General features: G+C 74.1%; 24 protein-coding genes and 1 tRNA gene. 13 read left to right on the top strand and 12 right to left on the bottom strand.

From position 1 onward, the window contains the following. Positions 1–65: 65 nt before the first annotated feature. The 3 genes from ACI6QG_RS09450 to ACI6QG_RS09440 are packed head-to-tail and all read right to left on the bottom strand — an operon-like array spanning position 66 to position 3,265. Positions 66–1,154: an alpha/beta hydrolase gene (locus ACI6QG_RS09450; protein ID WP_407024346.1), complete on the bottom strand. Its 1,089-nt coding sequence runs from the start codon at positions 1,152–1,154 to the stop codon at positions 66–68. A gap of 60 nt (positions 1,155–1,214) precedes the next feature. Continuing rightward, complete coding sequence (locus tag ACI6QG_RS09445; RefSeq protein WP_407024372.1) at positions 1,215–2,048, bottom strand: alpha/beta fold hydrolase; 834 nt, start codon at positions 2,046–2,048, stop codon at positions 1,215–1,217. After that, positions 2,048–3,265, bottom strand: a complete 1,218-nt coding sequence (locus tag ACI6QG_RS09440) for a CaiB/BaiF CoA transferase family protein (RefSeq protein ID WP_407024345.1) — start codon at positions 3,263–3,265, stop codon at positions 2,048–2,050. The genes ACI6QG_RS09445 and ACI6QG_RS09440 overlap by 1 nt, the downstream gene beginning before the upstream one ends. A 256-nt stretch (positions 3,266–3,521) precedes the next feature. On the opposite strand from ACI6QG_RS09440, the gene ACI6QG_RS09435 reads away from it, so the two are divergent. Further along, positions 3,522–5,036 (top strand): YifB family Mg chelatase-like AAA ATPase, encoded by a 1,515-nt coding sequence (locus ACI6QG_RS09435; protein WP_407024344.1) that lies wholly within the window; start codon positions 3,522–3,524, stop codon positions 5,034–5,036. Between the two features lie 30 nt (positions 5,037–5,066). Further along, positions 5,067–6,740, top strand: a complete 1,674-nt coding sequence (ggt, locus tag ACI6QG_RS09430) for a gamma-glutamyltransferase (RefSeq protein WP_407024343.1) — start codon at positions 5,067–5,069, stop codon at positions 6,738–6,740. Positions 6,741–6,746: 6 nt separating this feature from the next. Here the strand turns inward: ggt and ACI6QG_RS09425 are convergent. The 4 genes from ACI6QG_RS09425 to ACI6QG_RS09410 all read right to left on the bottom strand — a co-directional run bounded on the left by ACI6QG_RS09425 (position 6,747) and on the right by ACI6QG_RS09410 (position 10,164). Further along, positions 6,747–6,820: transfer RNA gene (locus tag ACI6QG_RS09425), tRNA-Pro, on the bottom strand. Positions 6,821–6,992: 172 nt separating this feature from the next. Continuing rightward, positions 6,993–8,396 (bottom strand): adenosylhomocysteinase, encoded by a 1,404-nt coding sequence (ahcY, locus tag ACI6QG_RS09420; protein ID WP_407024342.1) that lies wholly within the window; start codon positions 8,394–8,396, stop codon positions 6,993–6,995. Between the two features lie 80 nt (positions 8,397–8,476). Next, entirely contained in the window at positions 8,477–9,838 is a 1,362-nt protein-coding gene (locus tag ACI6QG_RS09415) for a sigma-54-dependent transcriptional regulator (RefSeq protein WP_407024341.1), read from the bottom strand. Next, complete coding sequence (locus tag ACI6QG_RS09410) at positions 9,835–10,164, bottom strand: Hpt domain-containing protein (protein ID WP_407024340.1); 330 nt, start codon at positions 10,162–10,164, stop codon at positions 9,835–9,837. The genes ACI6QG_RS09415 and ACI6QG_RS09410 overlap by 4 nt, the downstream gene beginning before the upstream one ends. A gap of 183 nt (positions 10,165–10,347) precedes the next feature. Here ACI6QG_RS09410 and metZ point away from each other — a divergent pair, with 183 nt between their 5' ends. The 5 genes from metZ to ACI6QG_RS09385 are packed head-to-tail and all read left to right on the top strand — an operon-like array spanning position 10,348 to position 14,531. Continuing rightward, positions 10,348–11,553, top strand: coding sequence for an O-succinylhomoserine sulfhydrylase (gene metZ / locus ACI6QG_RS09405; RefSeq protein WP_407024339.1), 1,206 nt, complete (start codon positions 10,348–10,350; stop codon positions 11,551–11,553). Between the two features lie 10 nt (positions 11,554–11,563). Then, positions 11,564–12,166: a LysE family translocator gene (locus ACI6QG_RS09400; RefSeq protein WP_407024338.1), complete on the top strand. Its 603-nt coding sequence runs from the start codon at positions 11,564–11,566 to the stop codon at positions 12,164–12,166. Then, positions 12,163–12,567 carry a Co2+/Mg2+ efflux protein ApaG gene (apaG, locus tag ACI6QG_RS09395; protein WP_407024337.1) on the top strand — a complete coding sequence of 135 codons (405 nt, stop codon included), beginning with the start codon at positions 12,163–12,165 and terminating at the stop codon, positions 12,565–12,567. Before ACI6QG_RS09400 ends, apaG begins: the two co-directional genes overlap by 4 nt. 55 nt (positions 12,568–12,622) lie before the next feature. Then, entirely contained in the window at positions 12,623–13,606 is a 984-nt protein-coding gene (locus ACI6QG_RS09390) for a Bug family tripartite tricarboxylate transporter substrate binding protein (RefSeq protein ID WP_407024336.1), read from the top strand. Positions 13,607–13,616: 10 nt separating this feature from the next. Next, positions 13,617–14,531, top strand: coding sequence for an EamA family transporter (locus ACI6QG_RS09385; RefSeq protein ID WP_407024335.1), 915 nt, complete (start codon positions 13,617–13,619; stop codon positions 14,529–14,531). On the opposite strand, the gene ACI6QG_RS09380 is transcribed toward ACI6QG_RS09385, so the two are convergent. Then, positions 14,520–14,909, bottom strand: a complete 390-nt coding sequence (locus ACI6QG_RS09380; RefSeq protein WP_407024334.1) for a rhodanese-like domain-containing protein — start codon at positions 14,907–14,909, stop codon at positions 14,520–14,522. The genes ACI6QG_RS09385 and ACI6QG_RS09380 overlap by 12 nt on opposite strands. 46 nt (positions 14,910–14,955) lie before the next feature. Here ACI6QG_RS09380 and ftrA point away from each other — a divergent pair, with 46 nt between their 5' ends. Continuing rightward, positions 14,956–15,927, top strand: coding sequence for a transcriptional regulator FtrA (ftrA, locus tag ACI6QG_RS09375; protein WP_407024333.1), 972 nt, complete (start codon positions 14,956–14,958; stop codon positions 15,925–15,927). Here ftrA and ACI6QG_RS09370 read toward each other — a convergent pair. Further along, complete coding sequence (locus ACI6QG_RS09370) at positions 15,920–16,930, bottom strand: enoyl-CoA hydratase/isomerase family protein (RefSeq protein ID WP_407024332.1); 1,011 nt, start codon at positions 16,928–16,930, stop codon at positions 15,920–15,922. The genes ftrA and ACI6QG_RS09370 overlap by 8 nt on opposite strands. A gap of 94 nt (positions 16,931–17,024) precedes the next feature. Between ACI6QG_RS09370 and ACI6QG_RS09365 the strand changes: the two genes are divergently transcribed. Further along, a complete protein-coding gene (locus ACI6QG_RS09365; protein WP_407024331.1) occupies positions 17,025–17,795 on the top strand; it encodes a superoxide dismutase in 771 nt (256 codons plus the stop codon). 6 nt (positions 17,796–17,801) lie between these two features. On the opposite strand, the gene ACI6QG_RS09360 is transcribed toward ACI6QG_RS09365, so the two are convergent. Next, positions 17,802–18,782: a catalase family peroxidase gene (locus tag ACI6QG_RS09360; RefSeq protein WP_407024330.1), complete on the bottom strand. Its 981-nt coding sequence runs from the start codon at positions 18,780–18,782 to the stop codon at positions 17,802–17,804. Positions 18,783–18,912: 130 nt separating this feature from the next. Here ACI6QG_RS09360 and ACI6QG_RS09355 point away from each other — a divergent pair, with 130 nt between their 5' ends. Both ACI6QG_RS09355 and ACI6QG_RS09350 read left to right on the top strand, forming a co-directional pair. After that, positions 18,913–20,163 carry a putative DNA modification/repair radical SAM protein gene (locus tag ACI6QG_RS09355; RefSeq protein WP_407024329.1) on the top strand — a complete coding sequence of 417 codons (1,251 nt, stop codon included), beginning with the start codon at positions 18,913–18,915 and terminating at the stop codon, positions 20,161–20,163. Then, a complete protein-coding gene (locus ACI6QG_RS09350; RefSeq protein ID WP_407024328.1) occupies positions 20,160–21,611 on the top strand; it encodes a UdgX family uracil-DNA binding protein in 1,452 nt (483 codons plus the stop codon). Before ACI6QG_RS09355 ends, ACI6QG_RS09350 begins: the two co-directional genes overlap by 4 nt. Positions 21,612–21,704: 93 nt before the next feature. Here ACI6QG_RS09350 and ACI6QG_RS09345 read toward each other — a convergent pair whose 3' ends face one another. After that, positions 21,705–22,352: an OmpW/AlkL family protein gene (locus ACI6QG_RS09345; protein WP_407024327.1), complete on the bottom strand. Its 648-nt coding sequence runs from the start codon at positions 22,350–22,352 to the stop codon at positions 21,705–21,707. 118 nt (positions 22,353–22,470) lie between these two features. Then, a complete protein-coding gene (locus ACI6QG_RS09340; protein WP_407024326.1) occupies positions 22,471–23,442 on the bottom strand; it encodes a Bug family tripartite tricarboxylate transporter substrate binding protein in 972 nt (323 codons plus the stop codon). Between the two features lie 106 nt (positions 23,443–23,548). On the opposite strand from ACI6QG_RS09340, the gene ACI6QG_RS09335 reads away from it, so the two are divergent. Together ACI6QG_RS09335 and ACI6QG_RS09330 are read left to right on the top strand one after the other, a co-directional pair. Then, positions 23,549–25,222 carry a formate--tetrahydrofolate ligase gene (locus tag ACI6QG_RS09335; RefSeq protein WP_407024325.1) on the top strand — a complete coding sequence of 558 codons (1,674 nt, stop codon included), beginning with the start codon at positions 23,549–23,551 and terminating at the stop codon, positions 25,220–25,222. Positions 25,223–25,332: 110 nt separating this feature from the next. Then, on the top strand, positions 25,333–26,400 hold the full coding sequence (locus tag ACI6QG_RS09330; RefSeq protein ID WP_407024324.1) for a S1C family serine protease: 1,068 nt from the start codon (positions 25,333–25,335) through the stop codon (positions 26,398–26,400). Positions 26,401–26,406 lie beyond the last annotated feature (6 nt).

Below are 26,406 nucleotides of genomic sequence, written 5' to 3'. Positions count from 1 at the left end.
GGCTTCGATCAGGCGCGGCCGGCGCCTGGGCCTGCGCCCGCCGCGATGCACCCGTCGGCGCGGGGCTAACGCCGCGCGACGCGGGCGTTGCGGTTCGCCATCACCGGCGGCGCCGGCACCGGGTCGCGGATGGCCGCGAAGCCCGCGCGCAGCTCCGCCCCCATCTCGCGCTGGGCCAGGCGCGCTTCGGGCAGCGCCGCGCCGCAGCCCAGGAAACCGTGGGTGACGCCGGGGAACACGATGCGGCGCACCGGCACCTCGGCGGCGACCAGCGCGGTTTCCAGCGCCGCGCCCTCGTCCAGCAAGGGGTCGATCTGCGCGTTGACGATCAGGGTGCGCGGCAGGCCGGCCAGGGTGGCGCGGCGGGCCGGGTCCATGCGCGCGTCCTGCAGGTCGCGCGGGCCGCGCGACACCAGGCGCAGGGCGCGGCGCGCCGCCTCGGCGTCCAGCGGGCGGGCCTTGGCGTAGCGCGCCATGCTGGCGGTGTCGCCGCCGGCGCCGATCATCGGCGTGCCCAGCGCCAGCGCCACCGGGCGCGGCAGGTGCTGGTCGCGCGCGGCCAGCGCGGTGGCCAGCGCCAGGTTCGCGCCCGAGCCCTCGCCGGCCATCGCCATGCGGCGCGGGTCGAAGCCCAGCGTGGCGGATTGCCGCACCGCCCAGCGCCACGCCGAGAGCGCGTCCTCGTGGGCGATGGGGAAGCGGTGCTCCGGCGCCAGCCGGCCCTGGACGGAGAGCAGCATGGCGCCGGCCTCCGTCGCCAGCGCCTTGGCCAGCGGCTCGCTGGCGTCGAGCGACCCGCCGATCCAGGCGCCGTTGCCGAAGAACACCACCAGCGGCGGCCGCTCGCCCAGCCCCTCGGGCAGGTAGAGGCGCGCGGGCAGCGTCTCGCCGAAGGGGGTGGGCACCTCCAGCGCCTCGTGCCGGGCCATGGGATGGCGCTCGCCGGGGTGCTGCGCCTCGGCGATCTGCGCCAGGGTGGACTGCCCGCGGAAGCGCGGCGGGTCGGCTTGCCCGGCTTCCGGCCCGTTGCGGCGCAGGAAGCCTTGCAGCAGGGCGCGCATCTCCGGCGTTGCCTCGCCAGTGGGGTCGGCCTCCGCCCCGCCGCAGGCGGCGAGGGCGAAGGGCGTGGCGAGGAAGAGACGGCGGGGAAGCATGGCACGGCCTTGCGGTTTGTGAGGCCGGTGCAACGTTCCGCGGGAAGCGGCGGTTGCGGATCAGGACTCCGCGAGAAAGCCTTGCAACGCCTGGATTTGCGCGTCGTTCATCAGGCTCGGCGCGTGGCCCGCGCCGGCGATCTCCAGCAGCCGCGCGCCCGGCTTCGCTGCCATGGCGCGCGCGTCGGATCCCGTCAGCAGGTCGCTGCTCTCGCCGCGGATGATGAGCGTCGGCGCGGTGCCCAGCGCCCAGACCATCGAGAGGTCGGCATCGGCCGGCGGCGCGGCGTTGAAGGGCGCGGCGATGGCGGGGTCGTAGTGCAGCGCCAGCCCGCCCGGCACCTCGCGCACCGAATGCCGCGCCAAGTGCGCGAAGTCGGTGCCCGGGCCGAAGGGCGCGTGCACGCGCGCCAAATACGCCTCCACCGCCGCGAGGTCGGCGAACACCGTCGGCGCGGCGGCGAGATAGGCGCCGATGCGCGCCAGCGCCTCGGCCGGGATGCGCGCGCCCACGTCGTTCAGCACCAGCTTGCGGATCGGGTTGCCCGGCCCGGCCGCGACCAGCATGCCGCAAATGCCGCCCAGCGAGGTGCCGACCCAGTCCACGGGTCCGTCCAGCCGCGCCAGCAGGTGGGCCAGCGCCACCACGTAGGAGGGCGGCTGGTACAGCGCCGGGTCGGGCAGCCAGTCGGAGGCGCCGCGCCCCGGCAGGTCCGGGCAGATGACGCGCCGCCCCTGCGCCGCCAGCGCATGGGCCAGCGCGTCGAAGTCGCGCCCGTTGCGCGTCAGGCCGTGCACGCACAGCACCGGCGCGCCGTCCTCCGGCCCCCATTCCACCCAGGCGAGGCGGTGGAACCGCCCGGCCAGCAGAAAGGAACAGGCGCCGCGCCGCATCACTCGGCGGCCTGCTTCGCCGGGTTGCCCTGGGCGGCGGCGACCTCTGCGTCGCTCAGCCCCAGCAGGCCCTTGAGCACCTGCTCGTTGTGCTGGCCCAGCACCGGCGGCGGCACCGGGTAGTCGGCCGGCGTGGCGGAAAGCTTCACCGGGTTGGCGATCACCTCCACCGTGGCGCCGCTGGCATGCGGCAGCGTCATCAGCATGCCGCGCGCCTGCACGTGCGGGTCGGCGAAGACCTCCTTCAGCGTGTTGATCGGGCCGCAGCCGATCTTCTTCGCCTCCAGCGCCTCGACCCATTCGGCGGTGGTGCGGCCCTGCATCACCGGCGTCAGCGTCTGCGTCACCAGGTCGCGGTTCTGCACGCGGCTGGCGTTGGTCTGGAAGCGGGCATCCTCCAGCAGGTGCTCGCAGCCGAAGGACTTGCAGAAGCGCTCGAAGGTCGGGTCGTTGCCGACGGCGAGGATGATGTAGCCATCCTTCGTCGGGAACTCCTGGTACGGGCTGATGTTGGGGTGCTGGTTGCCCAGGCGCGGCGGGTTCTCCTTCGTGGCCAGGAAGTTCATCCCCTGGTTCGCCAGCCAGGCCACGTGGGTGTCCAGCATGCCGATGTCCACCTGCTGGCCCTCGCCGGTGCTGTTGCGGTGGTTCACCGCGGCCAGGATGCCGATGCAGCCGTACAGGCCGGCGAACAGGTCCGCCACCGGCACGCCCACCTTCTGCGGGGAGCCGCCGGGCTCGCCGGTCAGGCTCATCACGCCGCCCATCGCCTGGATCAGCGCGTCGTAGCCCGGGCGCGGGGCGTAGGGGCCGGTCTGCCCGAAGCCGGTGATGGAGCAGTAGATCAGGCGCGGGTGCTTCGCCTTCAGCTGCTCCCAGCCCAGGCCGTACTTCGCCAGGGCGCCGACCTTGAAGTTCTCCACCAGGATGTCGCAATGCTCCAGCAGGCGGTGCACCACCGCCTGGCCCTCAGGCGTGGCGATGTCGAGCGTGACGCTGAGCTTGTTGCGGTTGACGCCGAGGAAGTAGGCGCTCTCCTGCGTGCCGGGCCAGAAGGGCGGGGCGAAGCCGCGGGTGTCGTCGCCGGCCTGCGGGCGCTCCACCTTGATAACCTCCGCGCCCAGGTCGCCCAGCATCTGCGTGCAGGTCGGCCCGGCGAGCACGCGGGTGAGGTCGAGGACCTTGAGGCCCTTGAGCGGGCCGGAGCGTTCGGTCATGGCGCAGCTTCCCTTGTCGGTGCCCCTCGCATTACCGCCGCACCCCGCGCGCGGCAATCGGCGGCCTTGCCATCGGAGGTTGCGTCTGCGATGCGCGCGGGATGGAGAGCCCGTTTCCGAAGAGCCAGCACCAGCGGCCCGCGCCGCGGGCCGAGCGCGCGAATGCGCGCCGCCGGCAGTCCGGCGAAGCCAAGCGCGCGAATGCGCGCGCCCGGCGTCTGAGGGCGCAAGAACCGCTCATGCGGACACAGTCCGCATGAGCCTCGCCCGCGTGACCACCTTCGCCTTCCAGGGCATCGAGGCCGTGCCGGTGGAGGTGCAGGTGCAGCTCACCTCCGGCCTGCCGGCCTTCATCCTGGTCGGCATGGCGGACAAGGCGGTGGGCGAGAGCCGCGAGCGGGTGCGCGGCGCGCTGGCCTCCATGGGGCTGGCGCTGCCGGCGAAGCGCGTGCTGGTGAACCTCGCCCCCGCCGACCTGGCGAAGGAAGGCTCGCATTACGACCTGCCGATCGCGCTGGCGCTGCTGACGGCGATGGAGGTGATCCCGGCCGAGGAGATGGCGCAATTCGCCGCGCTGGGGGAGCTGTCGCTGGACGCCGTGCTGCACCCGGTGGCCGGCGTCCTGCCCGCCGCACTCGCCGCCGCCGAGCGCGGCCTGGGCCTGGTCTGCCCCGAGGCCCAGGGCGCCGAGGCCGCCTGGGCGGCGCGCGGCCGCGTGCTGGCGCCCGCCGACCTGCCGGCGCTGCTGAACCACCTCAAGGGCACGCAGATCCTGGGCGAACCCGCGCCGCCCTCGCTGGCCACCGCGCCGCCGCCGGGGCCGGACCTCGCCGAGGTGAAGGGCCAGGAAAGCGCCAAGCGCGCGCTGGAGATCGCGGCGGCCGGCGGGCACAACCTCTTGCTGGTCGGCCCGCCCGGCGCCGGCAAGTCCATGCTGGCCGCCCGCCTGCCCGGCCTGCTGCCAGAGCTGAGCGCGCGCGAGGCGCTGGAGCTATCCATGGTCCATTCCGTCGCCGGGCTGCTGCGCGACGGCCGGCTGCTGACCTGCCCGCCCTTCCGCGACCCGCATCACAGCGCCTCGCAGGCCGCGCTGGTGGGCGGCGGCGCGAAGGGGCGGCCGGGCGAGATCAGCCTGGCGCATCACGGCGTGCTGTTCATGGACGAATGGCCGGAATTCCCGCGCCCGGCGCTGGAGGCGCTGCGCCAGCCGCTGGAATCCGGCCGCGCCGTGATCGCGCGCGTGCAGGCCCACGTCACCTTCCCCGCGCGCTTCCAGCTGGTGGCGGCGATGAACCCGTGCCGCTGCGGCCAGCTCGGCACGCCGGGCCGCGAATGCGCCCGCGCCCCGCGCTGCGGCGAGGACTACCTGGACAAGATCAGCGGCCCCCTGCTGGACCGCATGGACCTGGTGGTGGAGGTGCAGCCGGTGCCGCCCGCCGAGCTGGCCCGCGCCCCGCGCGGCGAAGCCAGCGCCGCCGTCGCCGCCCGCGTGCGCGCCGCCCGCGGGCGCCAGCGCGCCCGCTACGGCGAGGCCGGGCCGCGCCACAACGCCGCCGCCGAGGGCGAGGCGCTGGACTCCACCCTCGCCATGCAAGGCGATGCCCTGGCGCTGCTGGAACAGGCCGCCGAGCGGCTGGGCCTGTCCGCCCGCGGCTTCACCCGCACGCGGCGGGTGGCGCGCACGATCGCCGACCTCGCGGGCAGCGCGGCGGTGACCCGCGCGCACGTGGCGGAGGCGCTGTCCTACCGGCGCCGCGCAAGGCGGGCGTGACCTGGGCTTCCCATCCGGGTTAAGGCTGGGATGATGCGCTTCCTCCTCCTTCTGCTGCTGCTCCTCTCGCCCCTCGGGGGGCGGGCGCAGGATGCCCCGCGCCTGGCGGTGGCGGCCGGCCACCCGCTGGCGGCCGAGGCCGGCATGGCCATGCTGCGCGCCGGCGGCGGCGCGGTGGACGCCGCGGTGGCGGTGCAGGCGGTGCTGACGCTGGTGGAGCCGCAATCCTCTGGCATCGGCGGCGGGCTGTTCCTGCTGCACTGGAACGCCCCTGCCCGTGCGCTGTCCGCCTGGGACGGGCGGGAGACGGCGCCCGCCGCCGCACGGACCGACATGTTCCTGCGCGATGGCCAGCCCATGCCCTTCATGGACGCCGTGGTGGGCGGGCGCGCCGTGGGGGTGCCGGGCGCGCTGCGGGCGCTGGAGGCGGCGCACCGCGCGCAGGGGAAGCTGCCCTGGGCGCGGCTGTTCGAGCCGGCGGTCCGGCTGGCGGAGGAAGGCTTCCCGGTCGGCGCCCGGCTGTCGCGCGAGATCGCGGGCGCCGCCGCGACCCTGGCCCGCGACCCGGCGGCGCGGGCGCTGTTCCTGAACCCCGACGGCACCGCCCTGGCCGAGGGGGCGACGCTGCGCAACCCGGCCCTGGCCGCCACCCTGCGCGCGGTGGCCGAGGGCGGGGCGGACGCGCTGCACCGCGGCCCCATCGCCGCCGACATCGTGCGCGCGGTGCGCAGCCACCCCACGAACCCGGGGCTGATGACCGCCGACGACCTGGCCGGCTACGAGGCGCGCGCCGCCGCGCCGATCTGCCTGCCCTATCGCGCCTTCCAGGTCTGCGCCGTGCCGCCGCCCTCGGGCGGGGCGGTGGTGCTGCAGATCCTGCAGCTGCTGCGCCACTTCGAGATGGGCGCGCTGGACCCCGCCGGGGCGGACGCCGCCATGCTGCTGGGCGAGGCCGGGCGGCTGGCCTTCGCCGACCGCAACCTGTTCATGGCCGACCCCGCCTTCGCCCCGGTGCCGGTCGCCGGGCTGCTGGACCCGGCCTACGTGACGCAGCGCGCGCAGCTGCTGTCGCTGGACCAGGCGGTGGCGCAGCCGCGCGCCGGCAACCCGCGGCGCGACGGCCCGCCCCTGGCCAGCCAGCCGCCGCAGCCGGAGGGTGGCACCAGCCACGTCTCCATCCTGGATGCCGAGGGCAACGCGGTATCCATGACCACCACGGTGGAAAGCGTGTTCGGCGCGCGCATCGTCGTGCGCGGCTTCGTGCTGAACAACCAGCTGACCGACTTCTCCTTCCGGCCGGAGGTGGAGGGGCGGCCGGTGGCGAACCGGGTGGAGGGCGGCAAGCGCCCGCGCTCCTCCATGTCGCCGCTGCTGGTGTTCCGCGACGGGCGGCTGGAAGCGGCGCTGGGCTCGCCCGGCGGGGCGCGCATCATCGGCTACGTGGCGCAGGCGGCGGTTGCGCTGCTGGACTGGAACATGGACGCCCAGGCCGCGGCCGCGCTGCCGCATGCCGGCCCGCTGAACGCGCAGGTGGAGCTGGAGCAGGGCACCGCCGCCGCCGGGCTGCTGCCGGCGCTGGTGGCCCGCGGCGTGCCGGCCGAGGCGCGGGAGATGAACTCGGGGCTGAACATCATCCGCCTGCAGCGCGGGCGGGTGACCGCGGGCACCGACCCGCGGCGGGATGGGGCGGCGCTGGTGGAATAGCGGGCATCGGGGCGAGAGGATTCGAACCTCCGGCCTCCTGCTCCCAAAGCAGGCGCACTACCAGGCTGTGCTACGCCCCGTCGCGGGCCTCATTAGGCGCGCGGCCAGCGAGGCACAACAGGCGCCTTGGGGTGCCCGGGCAGAATCCGGGCGCATGGCAGCGTCCAGGCGGCGCGGCCAGGCGCGCGGGAACGCGCCCGGCGCACGGATGACGCGTGCAAGGCGCGGCGCCCGGCGCCGCGCCTTGCCGGCTCAGTAGCGGTAGGCCTCGGCCTTGAAGGGGCCCTGCGGCGTCACGCCGATGTAGCTGGCCTGCTCGGGGCGCAGCGTCGTCAGCTTGGCGCCCACCTTCTCCAGGTGCAGGCGGGCCACCTTCTCGTCCAGGTGCTTGGGCAGGACGTAGACCTTGTTCTCGTACTTGGCGCCGTCCGTCCACAGCTCGATCTGCGCCAGCGTCTGGTTGGTGAAGGACGCCGACATCACGAAGCTCGGGTGGCCGGTGGCGTTGCCCAGGTTCACCAGGCGGCCCTCGCTCAGCAGGATGATGCGCTTGCCGTCGGGGAACTCGATCTCGTCCACCTGCGGCTTCACGTTGTCCCACTTGTGGTTGCGCAGCGCCGCGACCTGGATCTCGCTGTCGAAGTGGCCGATGTTGCAGACGATGGCGCGGTGCTTCATCGCGCGCATGTGGTCGGCGGTGATCACGTCCACGTTGCCGGTGGCGGTGACGAAGATGTCGGCGCGCGGGGCGGCGTCCTCCATCGTCACCACCTCGTAGCCCTCCATCGCGGCCTGCAGCGCGCAGATGGGGTCAACCTCGCTCACCATCACGCGGCAGCCGGCGTTGCGGAGCGAGGCGGCGCTGCCCTTGCCCACGTCGCCGAAGCCCGCGACCATGGCGATCTTGCCGGCCATCATCACGTCGGTGCCGCGGCGGATGGCGTCCACCAGGCTCTCGCGGCAGCCATACAGGTTGTCGAACTTCGACTTGGTGACGCTGTCGTTCACGTTGATGGCGGGGAACAGCAGCTTGCCCTCCTTCGCCATGGAATACAGGCGGTGCACGCCGGTCGTCGTCTCCTCCGACACGCCCTTGATGCTGGCGGCCAGCTTGGCGAACCAGCCCGGCTTCTCGCTCAGGCACTTCTTGATGAGGGCGAAGAAGACCGTCTCCTCCTCGTTCGAAGCCTTGTCGAGGAAGGCCACGTCGCCCTGCTCGGCGCGCAGGCCGTAATGGACCAGCAGCGTCATGTCGCCGCCATCGTCCAGCAGCATGTTGGGCGTGCCGCCATCGCCCCATTCCAGCGTCTTGCGGACGTAGTCCCAGTATTCCTCCAGCGTCTCGCCCTTCTTGGCGAAGACCGGCACGCCGGCGGCGGCGATGGCGGCCGCGGCGTGGTCCTGCGTGGAGAAGATGTTGCACGACGACCAGCGCACGTCGGCGCCCAGCGCCACCAGCGTCTCGATCAGCACGGCGGTCTGGATGGTCATGTGCAGGCAGCCGGCGACGCGCGCGCCCTTCAGCGGCTGCGCCTTGCCGTACTCGGCGCGGGTCGCCATCAGGCCGGGCATCTCGTCCTCGGCCATGTTGATCTCCTTGCGGCCCCAATCGGCCAGGGAGAGATCCTTCACGACGTATTCGGCGGCCACCGGCATCAGTCCATCCTCGCGGGTCGGGTGTTCGGCGCGCGCCTTACCAGAGCCGCCGACCGATGCCTAGAGGCATAAACATGTCTTTATGTGGCCTGCCCCTTCCAGGCCTGAAGCTTGCGGTAGATGGTCGAGGGGTTGACCTCCAGCAGCCGCGCGGCGGCGGCCACGTCCTGCCCTGTCACCTCCAGGGCGTGCAGGATGGCGCGCTTCTCCAGCGCCGCCAGCGGCTCCACCGCAGGGGCGGCCACCGGCGCCGTGCCGGCCGGCCGGGCCTCCGGCGCGGCGCCGCGCATCAGGGCGGCGGGCAGCATCGCGGCCTCCAGCACCTCGCCGTCATGCAGCACCACGGCGTTGCGCAGGGCGTTCTGCAATTGCCGCACGTTGCCGGGCCATGGGTTGGCCTGGATCGCCGCCTCGGCCTCCGGCGACAGGCGGCGGAACGCCTTGCCCTCCTCCTTCGCGAAGGCGGCGAGGAAGTGGCGCGCCAGCAGCACGCCATCCGCCCCGCGCCCGCGCAGCGGCGGCAGCTCCACCGGCACCACGTAGAGGCGCCAGAACAGGTCCTCGCGGAAGCGGCCCTCGGCGACCTCGGCCTCGATGTCGCGGTTGGTGGCGGCGACGAAGCGCACGTCCAGCCGGCGCCCCTCCCCGCCGCCCACCGGCTGGGCCACGCCGGTCTGGATGAAGCGCAGCAGCTTCACCTGGGCGTCCATCGGCATCTCGCCGATCTCGTCCAGGAACAGGGTGCCGCGATGGGCGCGCTGGGCGGCGCCGTCGCGGCTCTCGCCGGCGCCGGTGAAGGCGCCCTTCACCACGCCGAAGATCTCCGCCTCCAGCAGGTCCTTGGGGATGGCGCCGCAGTTCAGCGCCACGAAGGGCCCCTTGGCGCGCGGGCTGGCGCCGTGCAGCGCCTCCGCCGCCAGCTCCTTGCCGGTGCCGCTCTCGCCCGTGACGAAGACGCTGGCCTTGCTGGCCGCCACCGCCTGGACCGTGCGGTACACCGCCTGCATCGCCGCGCTGGCGCCGATGAAGGGGCCGAAGCGCGAGGGGTTCAGCGCCTCCTTCGCCGCGCGCAGCTCCACGCGCAGGCGGCGCTTCTCCAGCTCGCTCTCGATGGTGGCGTGCAGTCGCTCGCGCTTCCAGGGCTTGACGATGAAGTCGCCGGCGCCGCGCTTCATCGCCTCCACCGCCGTCGCCACGCTGCCCTGGGCGGTGAGCACCACCATGGCCGGCCCGTCCAGGCGCTCCATCACCGCGAAGCCGGCCATGTCGGGCAGGCCCAGGTCCACCAGCGCCACCTCCGGCTGCCAGCCCTGCGCGATGGCCAGCGCCTCGCTGCCCGTGGCGGCGTGGCGCACCTCGTAGCCCAGGGCGCGCAGCTGCGCGAGGGCCAGCTCCGCCTGCGAGGGGGTGTCCTCGATGAGCAGGATGCGCGCGGCGCTCAACCGATCTCGCGCGTCAGCACCGCCAGCCCGGCGCGGCCCCGGGCCAGCAGGCGCGGGATGACGGCGGCCGGCCCCTCGGGCTGGGCGGGGTCCATGGCGATGCGCGCCTCGGCTTCCAGCCCGGTCAGCCCCACCGCCCCGGCGGCGCCGGCCAGGGCGTGCGCCGCGTGCAGGTAGGCGTCGCGCCGGCCGGCCTGGGCGGCGGCTACCAGCTCGCCCAGCAGGCGCGCCAGGTCGGCCTCGAAGGTGCGCAGGATGTGGCGCAGCGCGTCCTCCGGCAAATCCTCGCGCAGGGCGGCGATCACGCCGGGGTCGAAGCCGTCCATGCCGGCCATGTTGACGCAGCCGGCGCGCGGGCGCTACCTCTGCCGCCACCCCTCGCGATTTGTCCGGCCAGCTTGCGGCGAGGTCCCGGTTCCGGCGGGGCAGGATGCGTCCTGCAAAACAAGCGCGCTAAACGGCCCACCGTTCCACGGTGCCGGACGCCTGTTCGCGTTTGAGGTCCTGCCATGTCCCGCAAGTTCCGCCCCGCCACGCAGCTCGTCCGCGGCGGCCTGTCGCGCTCCCACCATGGCGAGACGGCGGAGGCGCTCTTCCTCACCTCCGGCTTCGTCTACGACGACGCCGAGCAGGCGGAGGCCACCTTCAAGAACGAGGTCCAGCACTACCAGTATTCCCGCTTCGGCAACCCGACGGTGGCGATGCTGGAGGAGCGCCTGGCCCTGCTGGAAGGCGCCGAGGCCTGCAAGGCCACCGCCACCGGCATGGCCGCGGTGCACGCCGCGCTGCTGAGCCACCTGAAGGCCGGGGACCGGCTGGTGGCGTCGCGCGCGCTGTTCGGTTCCTGCCACTGGATCGTCTCCACCCTGCTGCCGCGCTACGGCATCGAGAGCGTCTTCGTGGACGGCGCGGACCTGGAGCAGTGGAAGGGCGCGCTGAGCCAGCCCACTGCGATGGTGCTGCTGGAAAGCCCCTCCAACCCGATGCTGGAGATGGTGGACATCGCCGCCGTGGCGAAGCTGGCGCATGCGGCCGGCGCGCTGGTGGTGGTGGACAACGTCTTCGCCACGCCCTTGCTCCAGCGCCCGCTGGAGCTGGGCGCCGACGTGGTGGTGTATTCCTGCACCAAGCACATGGACGGCCAGGGCCGCGTGCTGGGCGGCGCCGTGCTGGGCCGCGCGCAATGGGTGAACGAGGTGCTGCTGCCCTTCATCCGCAACACCGGCCCCTCGCTGAGCCCCTTCAACGCCTGGGTGGTGCTCAAGGGGCTGGAGACGCTGAAGCTGCGGGTGGACCAGATGTGCCGCAACGCCGCCGCCGTGGCCGACTTCCTGGCCGAGCGCGAGGAGGTCTCGCGCGTGCTGTATCCCTTCCGCCCCGACCACCCGCAGCAGAAGCTGGCGATGGCGCAGATGAGCGCGGGCGGCACCCTGGTGACCTTCGACATCCGCGGCGGGAAGGACGCCTGCTTCCGCTTCATGAACGCGCTGGAGCTGGTGGACGTGTCCAACAACCTGGGCGATTCCAAGTCGCTCGCCACCCACCCGGCCACCACCACCCACATGCGCGTCGGTGCCGAGGAGCGGGCGCGGCTGGGCATCGGCGAGGGCACGGTGCGCCTGTCGGTGGGGCTGGAGGACGTGGCCGACCTGATCGAGGACCTGGCGATCGCGCTGGACGCGGCGGCCGTGGCGCAGCCGCGCGCGGCGGAGTAGCCTTGGGGGCATGAGCCCCGAAACCTTGCTGGCCTTCGCCGTCGCCTCCGCCATCGCCGTCGCCATCCCGGGGCCGGTGGTGGTCTTCGTGGTCACCCGCGCCGCCGCCGGCGGCTGGCGCGCGGTGCTGCCCACGGCTGCGGGCGTGGCGCTGGGGGATAGCATCGCGTTGCTGGTGTCGCTACTGGGGCTGGGTGCCGTGCTGGCGGCCTCGGCCGACCTCTTCACCGCGGTGAAGTGGCTGGGCGCGGCCTACCTGGTCTGGCTGGGCATCAAGCTCTGGCGCGCGCCGGTGGAGGCGCCGCCGCCCCTGCCCGCCCGCCGCGCCTTCCGCGACGCCTTCCTGGTGACGGTGCTGAACCCCAAGAGCATCGGCTTCTTCGTGGCCTTCCTGCCGCAATTCGTGGACCCCGCCCGGCCCCTGCCGCCGCAGGGCGCCATCCTGCTGGCCACCTTCGTCGGGCTGGGCACGCTGAACGTGCTGGCCTATGGCGCCTTCGCCACCCGGCTGGGCGCGGCGATCCGCGCGCCGGGCGTGCGGCGCTGGATGCATCGGGCCGGCGGCGGCGCCATGGTGGGCGCGGGCATCGCCACCGCGCTGGCCCGGCGATGAGCGACGCCTACGTCGCCACCACGCGCGGCGTGCGCGTGACGGTGCAGACCGTGTTCCTGGAGGACCAGTCGGAGCCGGAGAAGGGCGCGTGGCTGTGGGCCTACCGGGTCGAGATCGCCAACCTGTCGGAGGTGACGGTGCAGCTGCTGCGCCGCACCTGGCTGATCACCGACGGGCGCGGCCAGACCCAGCGCGTGCACGGCGAGGGCGTGGTGGGCGAGCAGCCGGTGCTGGAACCGGGCGAGGCCTTCACCTATACCTCCGGCACGCCGCTGGGCACGCCCTCGGGCTTCATGCGCGGCCTCTACCACATGGTGGTGCCGGCGACGGGCGAGGAATTCGCCGCCGTCATCCCGCCCTTCTCGCTGGACAGCCCGGACGCGCCGCGCGCGGTGAATTGATGCCCGGGCGGTGCTGGGCCATGCTGCGCCCAACCAGAGACCGGAGGACGCCGCCATGACCCCCACCCGCCGCGCCGCGCTGGCGCTGCCTGCGCTGATGCTGCCCGCCGCCGCCCGCGCCCAGGCCGAGTGGCGGCCCAGCCAGCAGATGCGCATCATCGTCCCCGCCGCGCCGGGCGGCACCACGGACATCATGGCGCGCATCCTGGCCGCGCACCTGCAAAGCCGCTGGGGCGTGAACGCGGTGGCGGAGAACCGCTCGGGCGGCGGCGGCACCATCGGCACGATGGAGGTGGTGCGCGCGCCGGCCGACGGCCACACGCTGCTGAGCGGCAACATCGGCCCGCAGGCCATCGGCTATTCGCTGTTCCGCGGGCTGCAGTACCGGCCGGAAAGCCTGCTGCCGGTGGGCAACATGATCCGCGGGCCGAACGTGCTGGTGGTGCATCCCTCGGTGCCCGCGCGCACCGTGCCCGAGTTCGTGGCGCACCTGCGGGCCAATCCGGGGCGGCTCTCCTACGGCTCGCCGGGGGTGGGGCAGTCGCCGCACCTGTCGGGCGTGTGGTTCCACCAGCTGACGGGCACCGAGGGCATCCACGTGCCGTTCCGCGGCGCCGGCCCGGCGGCGATCGAGCTGGTGGCCGGCAACATCCAGTACATGTTCGACAACCTGACCACGGGCATCGAGCAGGTGCGCGCCGGCCGCGTGCGCGCCCTGGGCGTGACCAGCGCCGAGCGCAACCCGCAGCTGCCCGACATCCCCGCCATCCGCGAGACGATGCCCGAGCTGGCGCCCTACGAGGTCAACACCTGGTTCGGCATGTTCGCGCCGGCCAACACCCCGGCCCCGGCGGTGCGCGCCGTCAACGCCCAGATCAACGCCCTGCTGGAGATGCCGGAAACCCAGGCGCGCTTTGCCCAGATGGGCGGCGTGGCCATGCCCGGCACCCCGGACGACTTCGCCGCCTTCGTGCGGGCGGAGATCGCCAAGTGGCAGGCGGTGATCCGGCGCGAGGGGCTGCAGATGGACGTGTCGTGACCGCTGCGCGGTGATTCCCGGCTGGGTGCTGGCCACCTGCACCGCCGCCCTGTTCCAGACCTGGCGCACCGCCTTGCAGCAGCGGCTGCGCGGGCAGCTTTCGCTGAACGCCGCCGCCGTGGTGCGCTACCTCTACGGCGTGCCGGTGGGGCTGCTGCTGCTGGGCGGCTACTGGCTGGCCTTCGGCGGCTGGTTCGGCGCGCCGACGCCGTGGTTCCTGCTGCTGGTGACGGCCTGCGGCATCGCGCAGATCTTCGGCACGGTGCTGCTCATCGCCTCCTTCGCCGCGCGCGGCTTCGCGGTGGGCACCGCCTATTCCAAGACGGAGGCCATCCAGGCCAGCCTGATCACCGTGCTGGTGCTGGGCGAGGCGCTGTCGCCGCTGGCGTGGCAGGGGGTGCTGCTCAGCGCGGGCGGGGTGATGTTCCTTTCCCTGGCCTGGCGCGGGCTGTCGGGGCGGGAGCTGCTGCGCGCCTCCGTCCAGCCGGCGGCGCTGCGCGGCATGGGGGCGGGGTTCTGCTTCGCCCTGGCCGCCATCTGCGGGCGGGCGGCGAACGGGGCGCTGCCGGGGCCGGACCCGGTGCTGAAGGCGCTGTTCACCGTGGTGCTGATGAACGCCATCCAGACCCTGCTGCAAGGCGGCTGGCTGGCCTGGCGCGAGCCGCGCTCGGTGCCGCAGGTCTTCGCCACCTGGCGCTCCTCGGCGCAGGTGGGGGCGCTGTCGGCCTGCGGCTCGGCCTGCTGGTTCATCGGCTTCGCGCTCGCCCCCGTCGCGCTGGTGCGCGCGGTGGGGCAGGTGGAGATCCTGTTCACCCTGGCGTTCAGCCGCTTCTTCCTGCGCGAGCGCCTGCACGGCAAGGACGTGGCGGGCGCGCTGGCGGTGGCGGCGGGGGTGGTGCTGGTGCTGCTGGCCTCAGCCGGCTGACAGGGCGAAGCCCTCGTCCAGCCAGCCGGTGACGCCGCCCAGCATCAGCTTCACCGGCCGGCCGAGCCGCGCCAGCGCCAGCGCGGCACGGTCCGCCCCGTTGCAGTGCGGCCCGGCGCAATAGACCACGAACAGCGTGTCCTCCGGCCAGGCCGCCATGCGCGCGGCGGTGATGTCGCGGTGCGGCAGGCTCAGCGCGCCCGGCACGTGGCCGCGGGCGAAGGCGCCCGGACCGCGCACGTCCAGCAGCACGAAGCCGGGCGCGGCCTCCTGCATGGCCTGGTGGACGTCGGCGCAGTCGGTCTCCAGCGCCAGGCGGCGGGCGAAATGCGCCGCGGCCTCGGCGGAGGGGGCGGGGGGGATCAGGGTGACGGGCATGCGGAAAGTCTTGCCATGGCCGGGCCGGGCGTGGTGATGGGCAGGAATGCCACGCACCGCCGGAATCCTGCCAAACCCGGTCGTCGCGGTGCTGGCCTATGACGGGCTGTGCACCTTCGAGTTCGGCTGCGCGGTCGAGGTGTTCGGCCTGCCGCGGCCCGAGATGGGGCCCGGCTGGTACCGCATGGCCGTGGTGGCGGCCGAGGACGGGCCCCTGCGCGGCTTGGGCGGGCTGCGCGTGCAGGCCGATGCGGGGCTGGAGGTGCTGGCCCAGGCCGGCACGGTGGTGGTGCCCGGCTGGCGTGGCCTGGACGCGCCGGTGCCCGCTGCCCTCTGCGCCGCGCTGCGTGAAGCGGCGTCGCGCGGCGCGCGCATGGTCAGCCTTTGTTCGGGCGCCTTCGTCCTGGCGGCGGCCGGGCTGCTGGACGGCCGCCGCGCTACCACCCACTGGCGCTACGCCGAGGCTCTGCGCGACCGCCACCCGACGGTGCGGCTGGAGGCGGGCGCGCTCTACGTCGAGGACGGGCCGGTGCTGACCGCCGCCGGCAGCGCGGCGGCGCTGGATACGCTGCTGCACCTGGTGCGGCGGGATTTCGGCGCCCGGGCGGCCAATGCCGTGGCGCGCCGCCTGGTGGTGCCGCCGCACCGCGCCGGCGGGCAGGCGCAGTTCGTGGAGGGGCCGGTGCCGCCGGCGCCCGGCCGGCTGGCCGCCCTGCTGGACCGCGTGCGCGCCGAGCCGGCCCGCGACTGGACGGTGGAGGCGATGGCACGCGAGGCCGCGGCGAGCCCGCGCAGCCTGCACCGCCGCTTCCGCGCGGCGACCGGGATGACCCCCGCCGCCTGGGTCGAGGCCGCCCGGCTGGACCATGCCCGCGCCCTGCTGGAGGAGGCGCGGCTGCCGGTGCAGGCAGTGGCCGCTGCCGCCGGCTTCGGCGAGGCCGCACGGATGCGCGCCGCCTTCCGCGCCCGGCTGGGCACCAGCCCGGCCGCGTACCGTGAGCGCTTCAGGGTCACCTGAACAGCGCCTGCACCGCGGCGGGGTCCACTTCCTCCAGCGTGGCGGGGGTCCAGCGCGGGGCGCCGTCCTTGTCCACCAGCACGGAGCGCACGCCCTCGCGGAAATCCGGGTGGCCGTGCACCACGCCTTCCGTCAGGTGCAGCTCCTCCGCCAGGGCGCCGGGCAGGTCCAGCTTGGCTGCGCGCCGCAGCAGCTCCAGCGAGACGCAGAGCGAGGTGGGCGACATGCGGCGCAGGATGGCCAGCTGCGCCAGCGCCCATTCGCTGCCATCGGCCTCCAGCGCGTGCACGATGCCCAGCACGGTGGGCTGGCCGAAGCAGCGGTCAATGGCGCCGCGGTGCGGGGCGAAGCTGGCCTCGGGCGGGGTCTCGGCGAAGCGCTCCACCACCGCGGCGTCGCCCGTCTCCAACAGCGCGGCGCGCAGGGCGGGAAGCTTGTCGCGCGTGACGTAGTGGGTGGCGAAGCCGCAATGGACGTTGTCCGCCCCGCGCATCCGCGCCCCGGTCAGCGCCAGCCAGGTGCCGATGGCGCCGGGCAGCCGCGGCAGGATGTAGGAGGTGCCGACATCGGGGAACAGGGCGATGGCGGTCTCGGGCATCGCCAGCAGCGCGTGCTCGGTCACCACGCGCGGGCCGTTGTGGATGGCCAGCCCGATGCCGCCGCCCATGCACACGCCGTCGATCAGCGACACCCAGGGCTTGGGGAAGTCGGCGATGCCCTGGTTGACCGCGTATTCCTCCGAGAAGAAGGCGCGCACCGGGGCGCGGTCGCCGGCGATGGCGGCGTCGCGCACCGCGCGCACGTCGCCCCCGGCGCAGAAGGCCTTGCCGCCGGCGCCTTCCAGGATAGCCAGCTTCACCGCCGGGTCGCCGCTCCAGGCATCCAGCGCGGCCTGGAAGCCGCGGATCATCGCCAGGTCGAGCGCGTTCAGCGCCTTGGGGCGGTTCATCAGCAAGGTGCCGGCCTGTCCCTCGCGGGCCACGACCAGGGATTCATCCGACATGGGCAACGCTTCCTCGGTTGTCGGCTTTGTTTAACGGGCTTGCAGAGGGCGGCAAGCGTCGCACCTTTCACCAAGATTCCAAGGAGGAACCGCCATGTCGTTCATCTCGCGCCGCGCCGCCCTGCTGGCTGCGCCCGCCTTGCTGCTCTCGGCCCGCGCCTTCGCGCAGGGCTCGCCCGGCCAGCCGGCGCCCACGGCGCCCGCCGCCGCGCCGGCCCCCGCCGCGCCGCCCACCGGGCCGCATTCCGTCCCTGCCCTGCCCTATGCGCTGGACGCCAACGAGGCGGCGATCGACGCCCGCACCATGGAGCTGCACCACCGCTTCCACCACACGGCGCTGGTGAACACGCTCAACACCGCCCTGCGCGACCAGGCCGAGCTGTCCCGCCTGCCGCTGGACGAGCTGCTGATGAACCTGTCCCGCGTGCCGGAGAACATCCGCACCCCCATCCGCAACGGCGGCGGCGGCCACGCCAACCACGCCATGTTCTGGGAGATCCTGGGCGGGCGCGGCGGCGAGCCCGCGGGCCCGCTGATGGCGGCGATCAACCGCGACCTCGGCGGCAATTTCGGCGAGTTCCGCAACCGCTTCAACGCCGCCAGCATGGGCATCTTCGGCTCCGGCTGGGCCTTCGTGACGGTGGCGCCCTCCGGCCAGCTGGCCATCACCACGCGGCCCAACCAGGACAACCCGCTGATGCAGGGCGAGCGCGTGCTGTTCGGCAACGACCTGTGGGAGCACGCCTACTACCTGCGCTACCAGAATCGCCGCGCCGAATACGTGAACAACATCTGGAACGTGCTGAACTGGGAGAAGATCGCCGAGCGCTACACCATGGCGACCGAGGGCCGCCTGCGGGTCTGACTCGCCTCAGCGCGGGGTGGTGCGGCGGGACAGCGCCTCGGCATAGGGCGCGGCCCGCCCCTGCAGCACGGGGTCGTCGCTGAAGGCGACCCCGGGCTCCTGGTCGAGCTGCAGGAAGGAGATGGGGTCGCAGGCGCCGCCGGGCCCGGGCTCCACCGCCGTCACCACCAGCCGGCCCACCGTGGCGCGCGGCCGGTCGGCCGGCCAGGCCACCGTGGGGTCGGTCACGTCGTCGCCGGCCGCGGGGAATTGCAGCACCATGTCGAAGGCGACGGGGGCCTGCGCCACGCGGGCGCGCAGCTCGGCGGCCAGGAAGTCGGGCCCCAGGCGGGCGGCGTCGGCTTCCGTCAGCCGCTGCTCGCCGGCCGCCGGCTCGAACACCCAGCGGGCGTGGCGCACCTCGCCGTCGCGGCCCTGGAAGCGGAAGGCGTTGACCCCCCAGTAGGGCGTGGTGGCGAAGGAGGCCGGGGGCATGCGCTGGCCCAGCCAGGCCGCCTGCCGGGTGCTTTGGGGGTTGGCCGCCACGAAGGCCGCCACCGCTGCCGGGTCGGCCGGCTGGCCGTTCGGCCCGGCGCGGCGGGCGCGCAGCCCGGCCACCAGCATCTCCGGCGTCCTCGCCCCGAAGATGGGGGCGGAGATGTTGGCCATGTCCCACTGGTCGCCCGCCGCCGTCTCGAACCGGATGGCGAGCGAGCGGGTGGTGCGCGCGACGTCCGAGGCGCGGGGCGTGGCGCCCGCCACGCCGAAGCGGATCGTCGCCGGCACCGGCGCGCCGGCGAAGGTGGGGGCCACGGACAGCCGCGTGCCCTCGGCGGTCGGGGTGAACTCCCCGGCGGCGCAGACGCCCTTGGCGTGGGAGGGGCGGAAGGTGGTGATGCGCCCGCCCGCCCCCTCGAAGGCGTCCACCACCTCGGCCGGTTCCAGCGCCGCGGCGGGGGTGGCGAGCAGCAGCAGCAGGGGCAGCACGGCGGCACCGGGGCGGGTCATGGCGGCGTCCTCAGGGGGCGGAGGGCGCAGCGTGGCGCAGGAGGCGGCGGCTTGCCCAATGCTTTCTGCGTCCGGCAATCTTTCGCGGTTTGTTCTTGAGAATCCGCGCCCCAGGGGCCACATCCCGACCATGCCCGCCGATGCCGATTCCCTGCGCCGCAAGCTGGAGATCCTGGCCGACGCGGCGAAATACGACGCCTCCTGCGCCTCCTCCTCCGCGCCGAAGCGCGACAGCCGCAAGGGCGGGCTGGGCTCCACCGAGGGCATGGGCATCTGCCACGCCTACACGCCGGACGGGCGCTGCGTCTCGCTGCTGAAGATCCTGCTGACCAACGCCTGCATCTTCGACTGCGCCTACTGCATCAACCGCGCCTCCTCCAACGTCCCGCGCGCGCGCTTCACGGTGGAGGAGGTGGTCGGGCTGACGCTGGACTTCTACCGGCGCAACTACATCGAGGGGCTGTTCCTGTCCTCGGGCATCATCCGCTCGCCGGACTACACGATGGAGCAGCTGGTGCGGGTGGCGAAGTCGCTGCGGCTGGACCACGGCTTCAAGGGCTACATCCACCTCAAGACCATCCCCGACGCCGACCCGCTGCTGCTGGCCGAGGCCGGGCGCCACGCCGACCGCCTGAGCATCAACATCGAGCTGCCGCAGGAGGCCAGCCTGAAGGCCCTGGCGCCGGAAAAGGACTTCGCCGACATCCGCAAGGCGATGGCCGGGCTGCGGGTGCGCATCGAGGAAGCCAAGGCCGAGCGCAAGGCGCCGCGCTTCTCGCCCGCCGGGCAGAGCACGCAGATGATGGTGGGCGCGGACGGCGCCGACGACCGCACCATCCTGGGCACCGCCACCAACCTGTACGGCAACTACGGGCTGCGCCGCGTCTACTACAGCGCCTACTCGCCCATCCCCGACGCCTCGCGCGCGCTGCCGCCGGTGGCGCCGCCGCTGATCCGCGAGCACCGCCTGTACCAGTCGGACTGGCTGCTGCGCTTCTACGGCTTCTCGCTGGACGAGATCGTGCCGGCCGGGCCGGAGGCGATGCTGGACCTGGAGGCCGACCCCAAGCTGGCCTGGGCGCTGCGCAACCGCCACCTGTTCCCGGTGGACGTCAACGCCGCCGGCCGCGAGGCGCTGCTGCGGGTGCCCGGCCTGGGGGTGAAGACGGTGGAGCGCATCCTGTCCTCGCGCCGGCATGCCGCGCTGCGCTGGGACGATCTGGGCCGGCTGCGCCTGCCGCTGAAGAAGCTGCGCCCCTTCCTGGTGACGGCGGACGCCACCCCCGGCGCCTTGCTCGACCGCGCCGACCTGCGCCGGCTGGTGCTGCCGGCGGGCGGCATGGCGGCCCAGGCCAGGCCCCGGCAGATGGCGCTGTTGTGATCGGCGCCGCCCCCGCCCACCCCACCCGGCTGGACGCGTGGCGGGAAGCCGCGCGCCCCCTGCTGGCCGCCCGCGTGCCGCCCGAGGCGGTGGCCTGGGGCGCCGGCGCGCTGCTGGCCACCGACCCGGTGCCGCCGCCCACCGCCCCGCCGCCGCGCGTGCCCCCGGCCTTCCTGGCCCTGGCCGACACCGTGCTGCACCACCGCGACGGGGAGCGCCACGCCCTGCTCTACGCCGCGCTGTGGCGCGTGGCCCAGGGCGAGCGCGACCTGCTGGAGCGCGCGACCGACCCGCTGGTGGCACGGCTGGCCGCCATGGCCAAGGCGGTGCGGCGCGACGCCCACAAGATGCACGCCTTCGTGCGCTTCCGCTGCGTGGAGGATGGCGGGCGGGAGCACTACCTGGCCTGGTTCGAGCCGGAGCACCTGATCCTGGAGCGCGAGGCCGGCTTCTTCACCCGCCGCTTCGCCCAGCTGCGCTGGAGCATCCTGACCCCCGACGGCTCGGCGCACTGGGACGGCGCGGAGGTCGCCTTCGGCCCGCCTGGCCGCCGCGCCGACGTGCCGCCGGAGGACGCGCGCGAGGAGCTGTGGCGCGCCTACTACCGCTCCATTTTCAACCCCGCGCGGCTGAAGCCCGCCGCCATGCGCGCCGAGATGCCGGTGCGCTACTGGAAGAACTTGCCCGAGGCGCGCGACATCCCCCGACTGATGGCCGAGGCGCCGCGCCGGGTGGAGGAGATGGTGGCCCGCGGCGCCACCGCGCCCGCCCCCCGCCGCCAGCGCCTCATCCATTGGGCGCCGCCCGGCGTTGGGGAGGGCATGGACCTGTTCGACCATGCCCCCGCCGCCACCGACCGCGCCGCCGCCTGGGAGGCGCTGCGCCGCGAGGTGCTGGAGGATCGCGCCTCGCCCCTGGCTGCCCACGCCACCCAGGCGGTGTTCGGCGAGGGTCCGCTGGGCGCGCCGCTGATGTTCATCGGCGAGCAGCCGGGCGACGAGGAGGATCTGCAGGGCCGCCCCTTCGTCGGCCCCGCCGGCCGGCTGTTCAACGGCGCGCTGGAGAAGGCCGGCGTGCCGCGCGGCGAGGCCTACGTCACCAATGCGGTGAAGCACTTCAAGTTCACCCCCACCGGCCGCCGGCGCATCCACCAGAGCCCGGACGCGGGGGACATCGCCCACTACCGGCCCTTCCTGCAACGGGAGGTCGCCCTCGTGGACCCGCGGCTGGTGGTGACGCTGGGCGCCACCGCGCTGCGCGCGGTGATGGGCAAGGCGATGCCGGTGACCAAGGTTCGGGGCGAGGTGATGCAGGCCCCCGACGGGCGGCTGGTGTTCCCCACCGTCCACCCCTCCTACCTGCTGCGCCTGCCCGACCCCCAAAGCAAGGAGCGCGAGTACGACCGCTTCCTGCACGACCTGAAGGCGGCGCACCGCGAGGTGCTGTAGGGGCGCGGCCCCCGGCCGGGTCAGGAGCCCGGCCGGGGGCCCTTCGCAGCCGGGCCGGCGGGCTGCCCCGCCGCCCCGGCCCGGAGCCTCGCCTCAGAACCGGTAGCGGACGGAGGCGCCGATCACGAACGGGTTGATGTCGGCCCGCGCGCGGATGAGGTTGGAGTTCACGCTCACCTCCGGCTGCATCAGGATCCACTTCAGGTCGAAGTTCAGCAGCCAGTTGGGCGCCAGTTCGTAGTCGAAGCCGATGTTGGGGGCGACGCCGACGCTGTTCTCCACCCGCACGCGGGTCACCGGCGGGGTCCGGCTGCCGGAGTAGCCGTAGAAGAAGGTGGCGTTCAGGCCCAGGCCGACATAGGGGCTGAAGCGCGCCTGCGGCATCGGGTGGTACTGCACGGTCAGGGTCGGCGGCAGCGCCCAGACGCGGCCCAGCCGCACGTCGCCCAGCGCCGAGCCGTTGACGCGGATGTCGTGCTGGGTGGTGGCGGCGATCAGGTTCGCCGCCAGGTTCGGCGTGAAGAAATAGGAGAAGTCCAGCTGCGGCGAGGCGCTGTTGGACGCGTGCGGCGTGCCGCCGATCAGCGGGGTGTTGCCGCCGTTGGTCGGCAGCACGCCGATGGCGCCCAGGCCCACCACGATGTCCCCGGCGCGCTTGCCGCGCGGCGCGGCCTCCTGCGCGGCCGCCGCCACTGAACCCAGGGCCAGCAGGCCAGCCGCCAGCAGTACCAACTTCCTCATCTCTCTCGCGCCTTTCCGTTGATGTTCGTTGCGCGAGGCGATTCCTAGTCCGGGAGGGCGCGCGCCGCCTTGCGGGGGCGCAAGCGCCGGTTTGCGGCGGATCAAATGCCTGGGAATGTCACTCGGCGCGGATCTCGGCGGCGCGCACCACCTCCCGCCAGCGCGCCAGCTCCGCCACCTGGAAGCGGCGGTACTCGGCGGCGCTGGAGGCGACCACGTCGAAGCCGATGCCGGACAGGCGCTGCACGCTTTCCGGGTGGCGCAGGGATTCGATGCAGGCGGCCTCCAGCCGGGCCAGGATGGGCGCGGGGGTGGCGGCCGGCGCCATCACCGCCTGCCAGGAGGTGACGACGAAGTCTTCGATGCCGCATTCGGCCGCCGTCGGCACCTCGGGGATGGTGGGGTTGCGCGCGGCGCTGGTGACCATCAGCGCCCGCAGCCGCCCGGCGGCGATGTGCGGCGCCACGGTGCCGAGGTTCTGGAAGGTCATCTGCACGTCGCCGGCGATCAGCGCCGTCGCCGCCGCCGCGCCGCCCTGGTAGGGGATATGCTGGGCGTCGGCCCGCAGGCGCAGCTTCAGCAGCTCCATCGTCAGGTGCTCGGACGAGCCGACGCCGGAGGTGGAGTAGGAGGCGCGGGCGCCGTTGGCGGCCAGCCAGCCGCGGAAGCCGGCGAAGTCGCGCGCCGGCATGGCGGCGGGGTTGGCCACCAGCACGTTGGGCGTCGTCACCGCCAGGGTCACCGGGGCGAAGTCGCGCACCGGGTCGTAGGGCAGGTTGGGGCGCAGCGCGGCGTTGATGGCGAAGACGCCGATGGAGCCGGTCAGCAGCGTGTGCCCGTCCGGCTGGGCGCGGGCCAGCGCCTGGGCGGCCACCGCGCCGTTGGCGCCCGGCCGGTTCTCCGCCACCACCGGCTGGCCCAGCAGCCCAGCGGCGCGGGCGGCGACCACGCGGGCCACGATGTCCGACGGGCCGCCGGCCACGAAGGGCACCAGCATGGTGACGGGCCGCGAGGGGAAGTCCTGTGCCGGCGCCGGGCGCGCAAGGAGCAGGGCGGGCGCGGCCAGGACGGCGCGGCGGGTGAAGTTCATGCGGTTTCCTCCGGTCTTGCCGGGCATCCTGGCGCGGCGCCGGGCCGCTTGTCCAATGATGGCGGCGCGTTCATACCGGGCCGGTCCAGGGGGGTTCTCGCGCCGCATGTCCACCGACCTCGCCATCGCCCGCGCCGCCACGCTGCGCCCCATCGCCGAGGTCGCGGAGCGCGCCGGCATCCCGCCCGAGGTGCTGGAGCCCTACGGCAAGCACAAGGCCAAGGTCGGGCTGGACTTCGTGGCCCAGGCCCGCGCCGGACGCCCGCGCGGCAAGCTGGTGCTGGTGACGGGCATCAACCCCACCCCGGCCGGCGAGGGCAAGACCACCACCACCGTCGGCCTGGGCGACGCGCTGAACCGGCTGGGCCGGCGCGCCGTCATCTGCCTGCGCGAGCCCAGCCTGGGCCCCTGCTTCGGCGTGAAGGGCGGCGCGGCGGGCGGCGGCCACGCGCAGGTGGTGCCGATGGAGGACATCAACCTCCACTTCACCGGCGACTTCCACGCCATCACCGCGGCCAACAACCTGCTGGCGGCGATGCTGGACAACCACATCCACTGGGGCAACGCGCTGGGCATCGACCCGCGCCGCGTCTCCTGGCGCCGCGCGCTGGACATGAACGACCGCGCGCTGCGGCAGGTGGTGCAGTCGCTCGGCGGGCCGGGCAACGGTTTCCCGCGCGAGGACGGCTTCGACATCGTGGTGGCCAGCGAGGTGATGGCCGCCTTCTGCCTCGCCGCCGACCTCGACGACCTGCAAGCCCGCCTGGGCCGCATCATCGTGGCCGAGACGCGGGAGCGGAAGCCGGTGACGGCCGCCGACCTCAAGGCCGATGGCGCCATGGCGGTGCTGCTGCGCGACGCCTTCGCCCCCAACTTGGTGCAGACGCTGGAGGGCAGCCCGGCCCTGGTGCATGGCGGGCCCTTCGCCAACATCGCCCATGGCTGCAACTCGGTGGTGGCGACCACGCTGGGCCTGCACCTGAGCGACATCGTGGTGACGGAGGCCGGCTTCGGCGCCGACCTCGGCGCGGAGAAGTTCCTGGACATCAAGTGCCGCCTCGCCGGGCTGGCGCCGGAGGCCTGCGTCATCGTGGCCACCGTGCGCGCGCTGAAGATGCATGGCGGCGTGGCCAAGTCCGCCCTGGGCACGGAGGACGTGGCGGCGGTGCGGCGCGGCATCGCCAACCTGGCCCGCCACGCCGAGAACATCCGCAAGTTCGGCATCCCGCCCGTGGTGGCGCTGAACCGCTTCGACTCCGACACCCCCGCCGAAATCGCGGCGGTGACCGAGGCGATGGCGGCGATGGGCGTCGAGGCGCACCTGTGCACCCACTGGTGCGACGGCGGCGCGGGGGCCGAGGCGCTGGCCCAGGCCGTGCTGCGCCGGCTGGCGGCGGGTGAGGCGCATTTCCACCCGCTCTACCCCGATGCGCTGCCGCTGGCCGACAAGATCCGCACCGTGGCGCGCGAGGTGTACCGCGCCGCCGACATCGCCCTGCCCGCCGCGGTCGCGGCGAAGCTGGCGCGCTTCGAGGCGCTGGGCTTCGGCCATGTCCCGGTGTGCATCGCCAAGACGCAGTACTCCTTCTCCGCCGACCCCACGCTGCTGGGCGCCCCCACCGGCCACGTGCTGCCGGTGCGCGAGGTGCGGCTCTCGGCCGGCGCCGGCTTCGTGGTGGCGATCTGCGGCGAGGTGATGACCATGCCCGGCCTGCCGCGCCAGCCTGCCGCCGAATCCATCCGGCTGGACGCCCAGGGCCGCATCGAGGGGCTGTTCTGACGCCGGCCCGGCTTGCAAACCCGCCCCCCCTTCCCCGATTGTCTGTCCCGAGAGGAAGGCCGCCCGCCCCGGATTCGGCGGCCGAAGGTCATGCCGTGGAGCCTGCCCCGTTGAACCTGACCCGCCGCCGCGCCCTGCTGGCCGGGCTGCTGCTGCCCCCGGCCCTGGCCGGCTGCGGCGGGCCGGCCGTCGCGCAGCGCGGCGCGCTGTCCGCCTTCCCCGACCTCGCGGACCTCGCCGAGCGCGTGCTGCCCGCCGTGGTCGCCATCTCCGTGCAGTCCGAAGGGCCGCAACCGGTGCCGCCGGAGTTCCGCGGCACCCCGCTGGAGCGCTACTTCCGCGGCCGGCGCGAGCGCAGCCAGGGCGCCGGAAGTGGTTTCGTCATCGACCCGGCTGGATTCATCGTCACCAACAATCACGTCGTGGGCAATGCCAGCCGTGTGACGGTGTCGCTGCCGAACGGGCAGGAGATGCAGGCGCGCGTGGTGGGCTCGGACGAGCTGATGGACCTGGCGCTGCTGCGCGTGGAGCCGCGCGGCCCGATGGCGGCGGTGGGCTGGGGCAGCAGCGCGGCCATGCGCATCGGCTCCTGGGTGCTGGCGGCGGGCAATCCCTTCGGGCTGGGCGGCTCGGTCACCGCGGGCATCGTCTCGGCGCGCGGGCGCGACATCGGGGCGGGCCCGTTCGACGACTTCATCCAGACCGACGCCGCCATCAACCCGGGCAACAGCGGCGGGCCGCTGTTCAACCTCCAGGGCGAGGTGATCGGCATCAACACCGCCATCTACTCCCCCTCCGGCGCCAATGCCGGCATCGGCTTCGCCACCCCCTCCGACCTCGCGCGGCCGGTGGTCGAGGGGCTGCGGCGCGAGGGGCGGGTGGAGCGCGGCTGGCTGGGCGTGCAGGTGCAGGACCTGGTGGCCGACGACCCGCGCGCCGGCCGCCGCGCCGTGCTCATCGCCGGGGTCGAGCGCAACGGGCCGGCGGCGCGCGCCGGGCTGCGCGCGGGCGACGTGGTGCTGTCCATCAACGGGGAGCGCACGGAGACCTCGCGCATCCTCGTGCGCTCCATCGCCGCGGTGCCGCCGGGGCAGACCGTGCGGCTGGGCGTGCTGCGCGAGGGGCGGACCCAGGAATTGCCGGTGCAGGTGGGGCGCCGCCCCCCTGGCCCGGCCTGAGGCAAG

The sequence above is a fragment of the Sabulicella flocculans genome (assembly GCF_045449635.1).
Taxonomy (GTDB): Bacteria; Pseudomonadota; Alphaproteobacteria; order Acetobacterales; family Acetobacteraceae; genus Roseococcus.
This window is presented reverse-complemented; position numbering and strand designations above follow the sequence as displayed.

Coding starts and splice junctions, on each gene's coding strand:
- ACI6QG_RS09450 (WP_407024346.1), bottom strand. CDS start 1,154: ATGCTTCCCCGCCGTCTCTTCCTCGCCACGCCCTTCGCCCTCGCCGCC.
- ACI6QG_RS09445 (WP_407024372.1), bottom strand. CDS start 2,048: ATGCGGCGCGGCGCCTGTTCCTTTCTGCTGGCCGGGCGGTTCCACCGC.
- ACI6QG_RS09440 (WP_407024345.1), bottom strand. CDS start 3,265: ATGACCGAACGCTCCGGCCCGCTCAAGGGCCTCAAGGTCCTCGACCTC.
- ACI6QG_RS09435 (WP_407024344.1), top strand. CDS start 3,522: ATGAGCCTCGCCCGCGTGACCACCTTCGCCTTCCAGGGCATCGAGGCC.
- ggt (WP_407024343.1), top strand. CDS start 5,067: ATGATGCGCTTCCTCCTCCTTCTGCTGCTGCTCCTCTCGCCCCTCGGG.
- ahcY (WP_407024342.1), bottom strand. CDS start 8,396: ATGCCGGTGGCCGCCGAATACGTCGTGAAGGATCTCTCCCTGGCCGAT.
- ACI6QG_RS09410 (WP_407024340.1), bottom strand. CDS start 10,164: ATGGACGGCTTCGACCCCGGCGTGATCGCCGCCCTGCGCGAGGATTTG.
- metZ (WP_407024339.1), top strand. CDS start 10,348: ATGTCCCGCAAGTTCCGCCCCGCCACGCAGCTCGTCCGCGGCGGCCTG.
- ACI6QG_RS09400 (WP_407024338.1), top strand. CDS start 11,564: ATGAGCCCCGAAACCTTGCTGGCCTTCGCCGTCGCCTCCGCCATCGCC.
- apaG (WP_407024337.1), top strand. CDS start 12,163: ATGAGCGACGCCTACGTCGCCACCACGCGCGGCGTGCGCGTGACGGTG.
- ACI6QG_RS09390 (WP_407024336.1), top strand. CDS start 12,623: ATGACCCCCACCCGCCGCGCCGCGCTGGCGCTGCCTGCGCTGATGCTG.
- ACI6QG_RS09380 (WP_407024334.1), bottom strand. CDS start 14,909: ATGCCCGTCACCCTGATCCCCCCCGCCCCCTCCGCCGAGGCCGCGGCG.
- ftrA (WP_407024333.1), top strand. CDS start 14,956: ATGCCACGCACCGCCGGAATCCTGCCAAACCCGGTCGTCGCGGTGCTG.
- ACI6QG_RS09370 (WP_407024332.1), bottom strand. CDS start 16,930: ATGTCGGATGAATCCCTGGTCGTGGCCCGCGAGGGACAGGCCGGCACC.
- ACI6QG_RS09365 (WP_407024331.1), top strand. CDS start 17,025: ATGTCGTTCATCTCGCGCCGCGCCGCCCTGCTGGCTGCGCCCGCCTTG.
- ACI6QG_RS09360 (WP_407024330.1), bottom strand. CDS start 18,782: ATGACCCGCCCCGGTGCCGCCGTGCTGCCCCTGCTGCTGCTGCTCGCC.
- ACI6QG_RS09355 (WP_407024329.1), top strand. CDS start 18,913: ATGCCCGCCGATGCCGATTCCCTGCGCCGCAAGCTGGAGATCCTGGCC.
- ACI6QG_RS09345 (WP_407024327.1), bottom strand. CDS start 22,352: ATGAGGAAGTTGGTACTGCTGGCGGCTGGCCTGCTGGCCCTGGGTTCA.
- ACI6QG_RS09340 (WP_407024326.1), bottom strand. CDS start 23,442: ATGAACTTCACCCGCCGCGCCGTCCTGGCCGCGCCCGCCCTGCTCCTT.
- ACI6QG_RS09335 (WP_407024325.1), top strand. CDS start 23,549: ATGTCCACCGACCTCGCCATCGCCCGCGCCGCCACGCTGCGCCCCATC.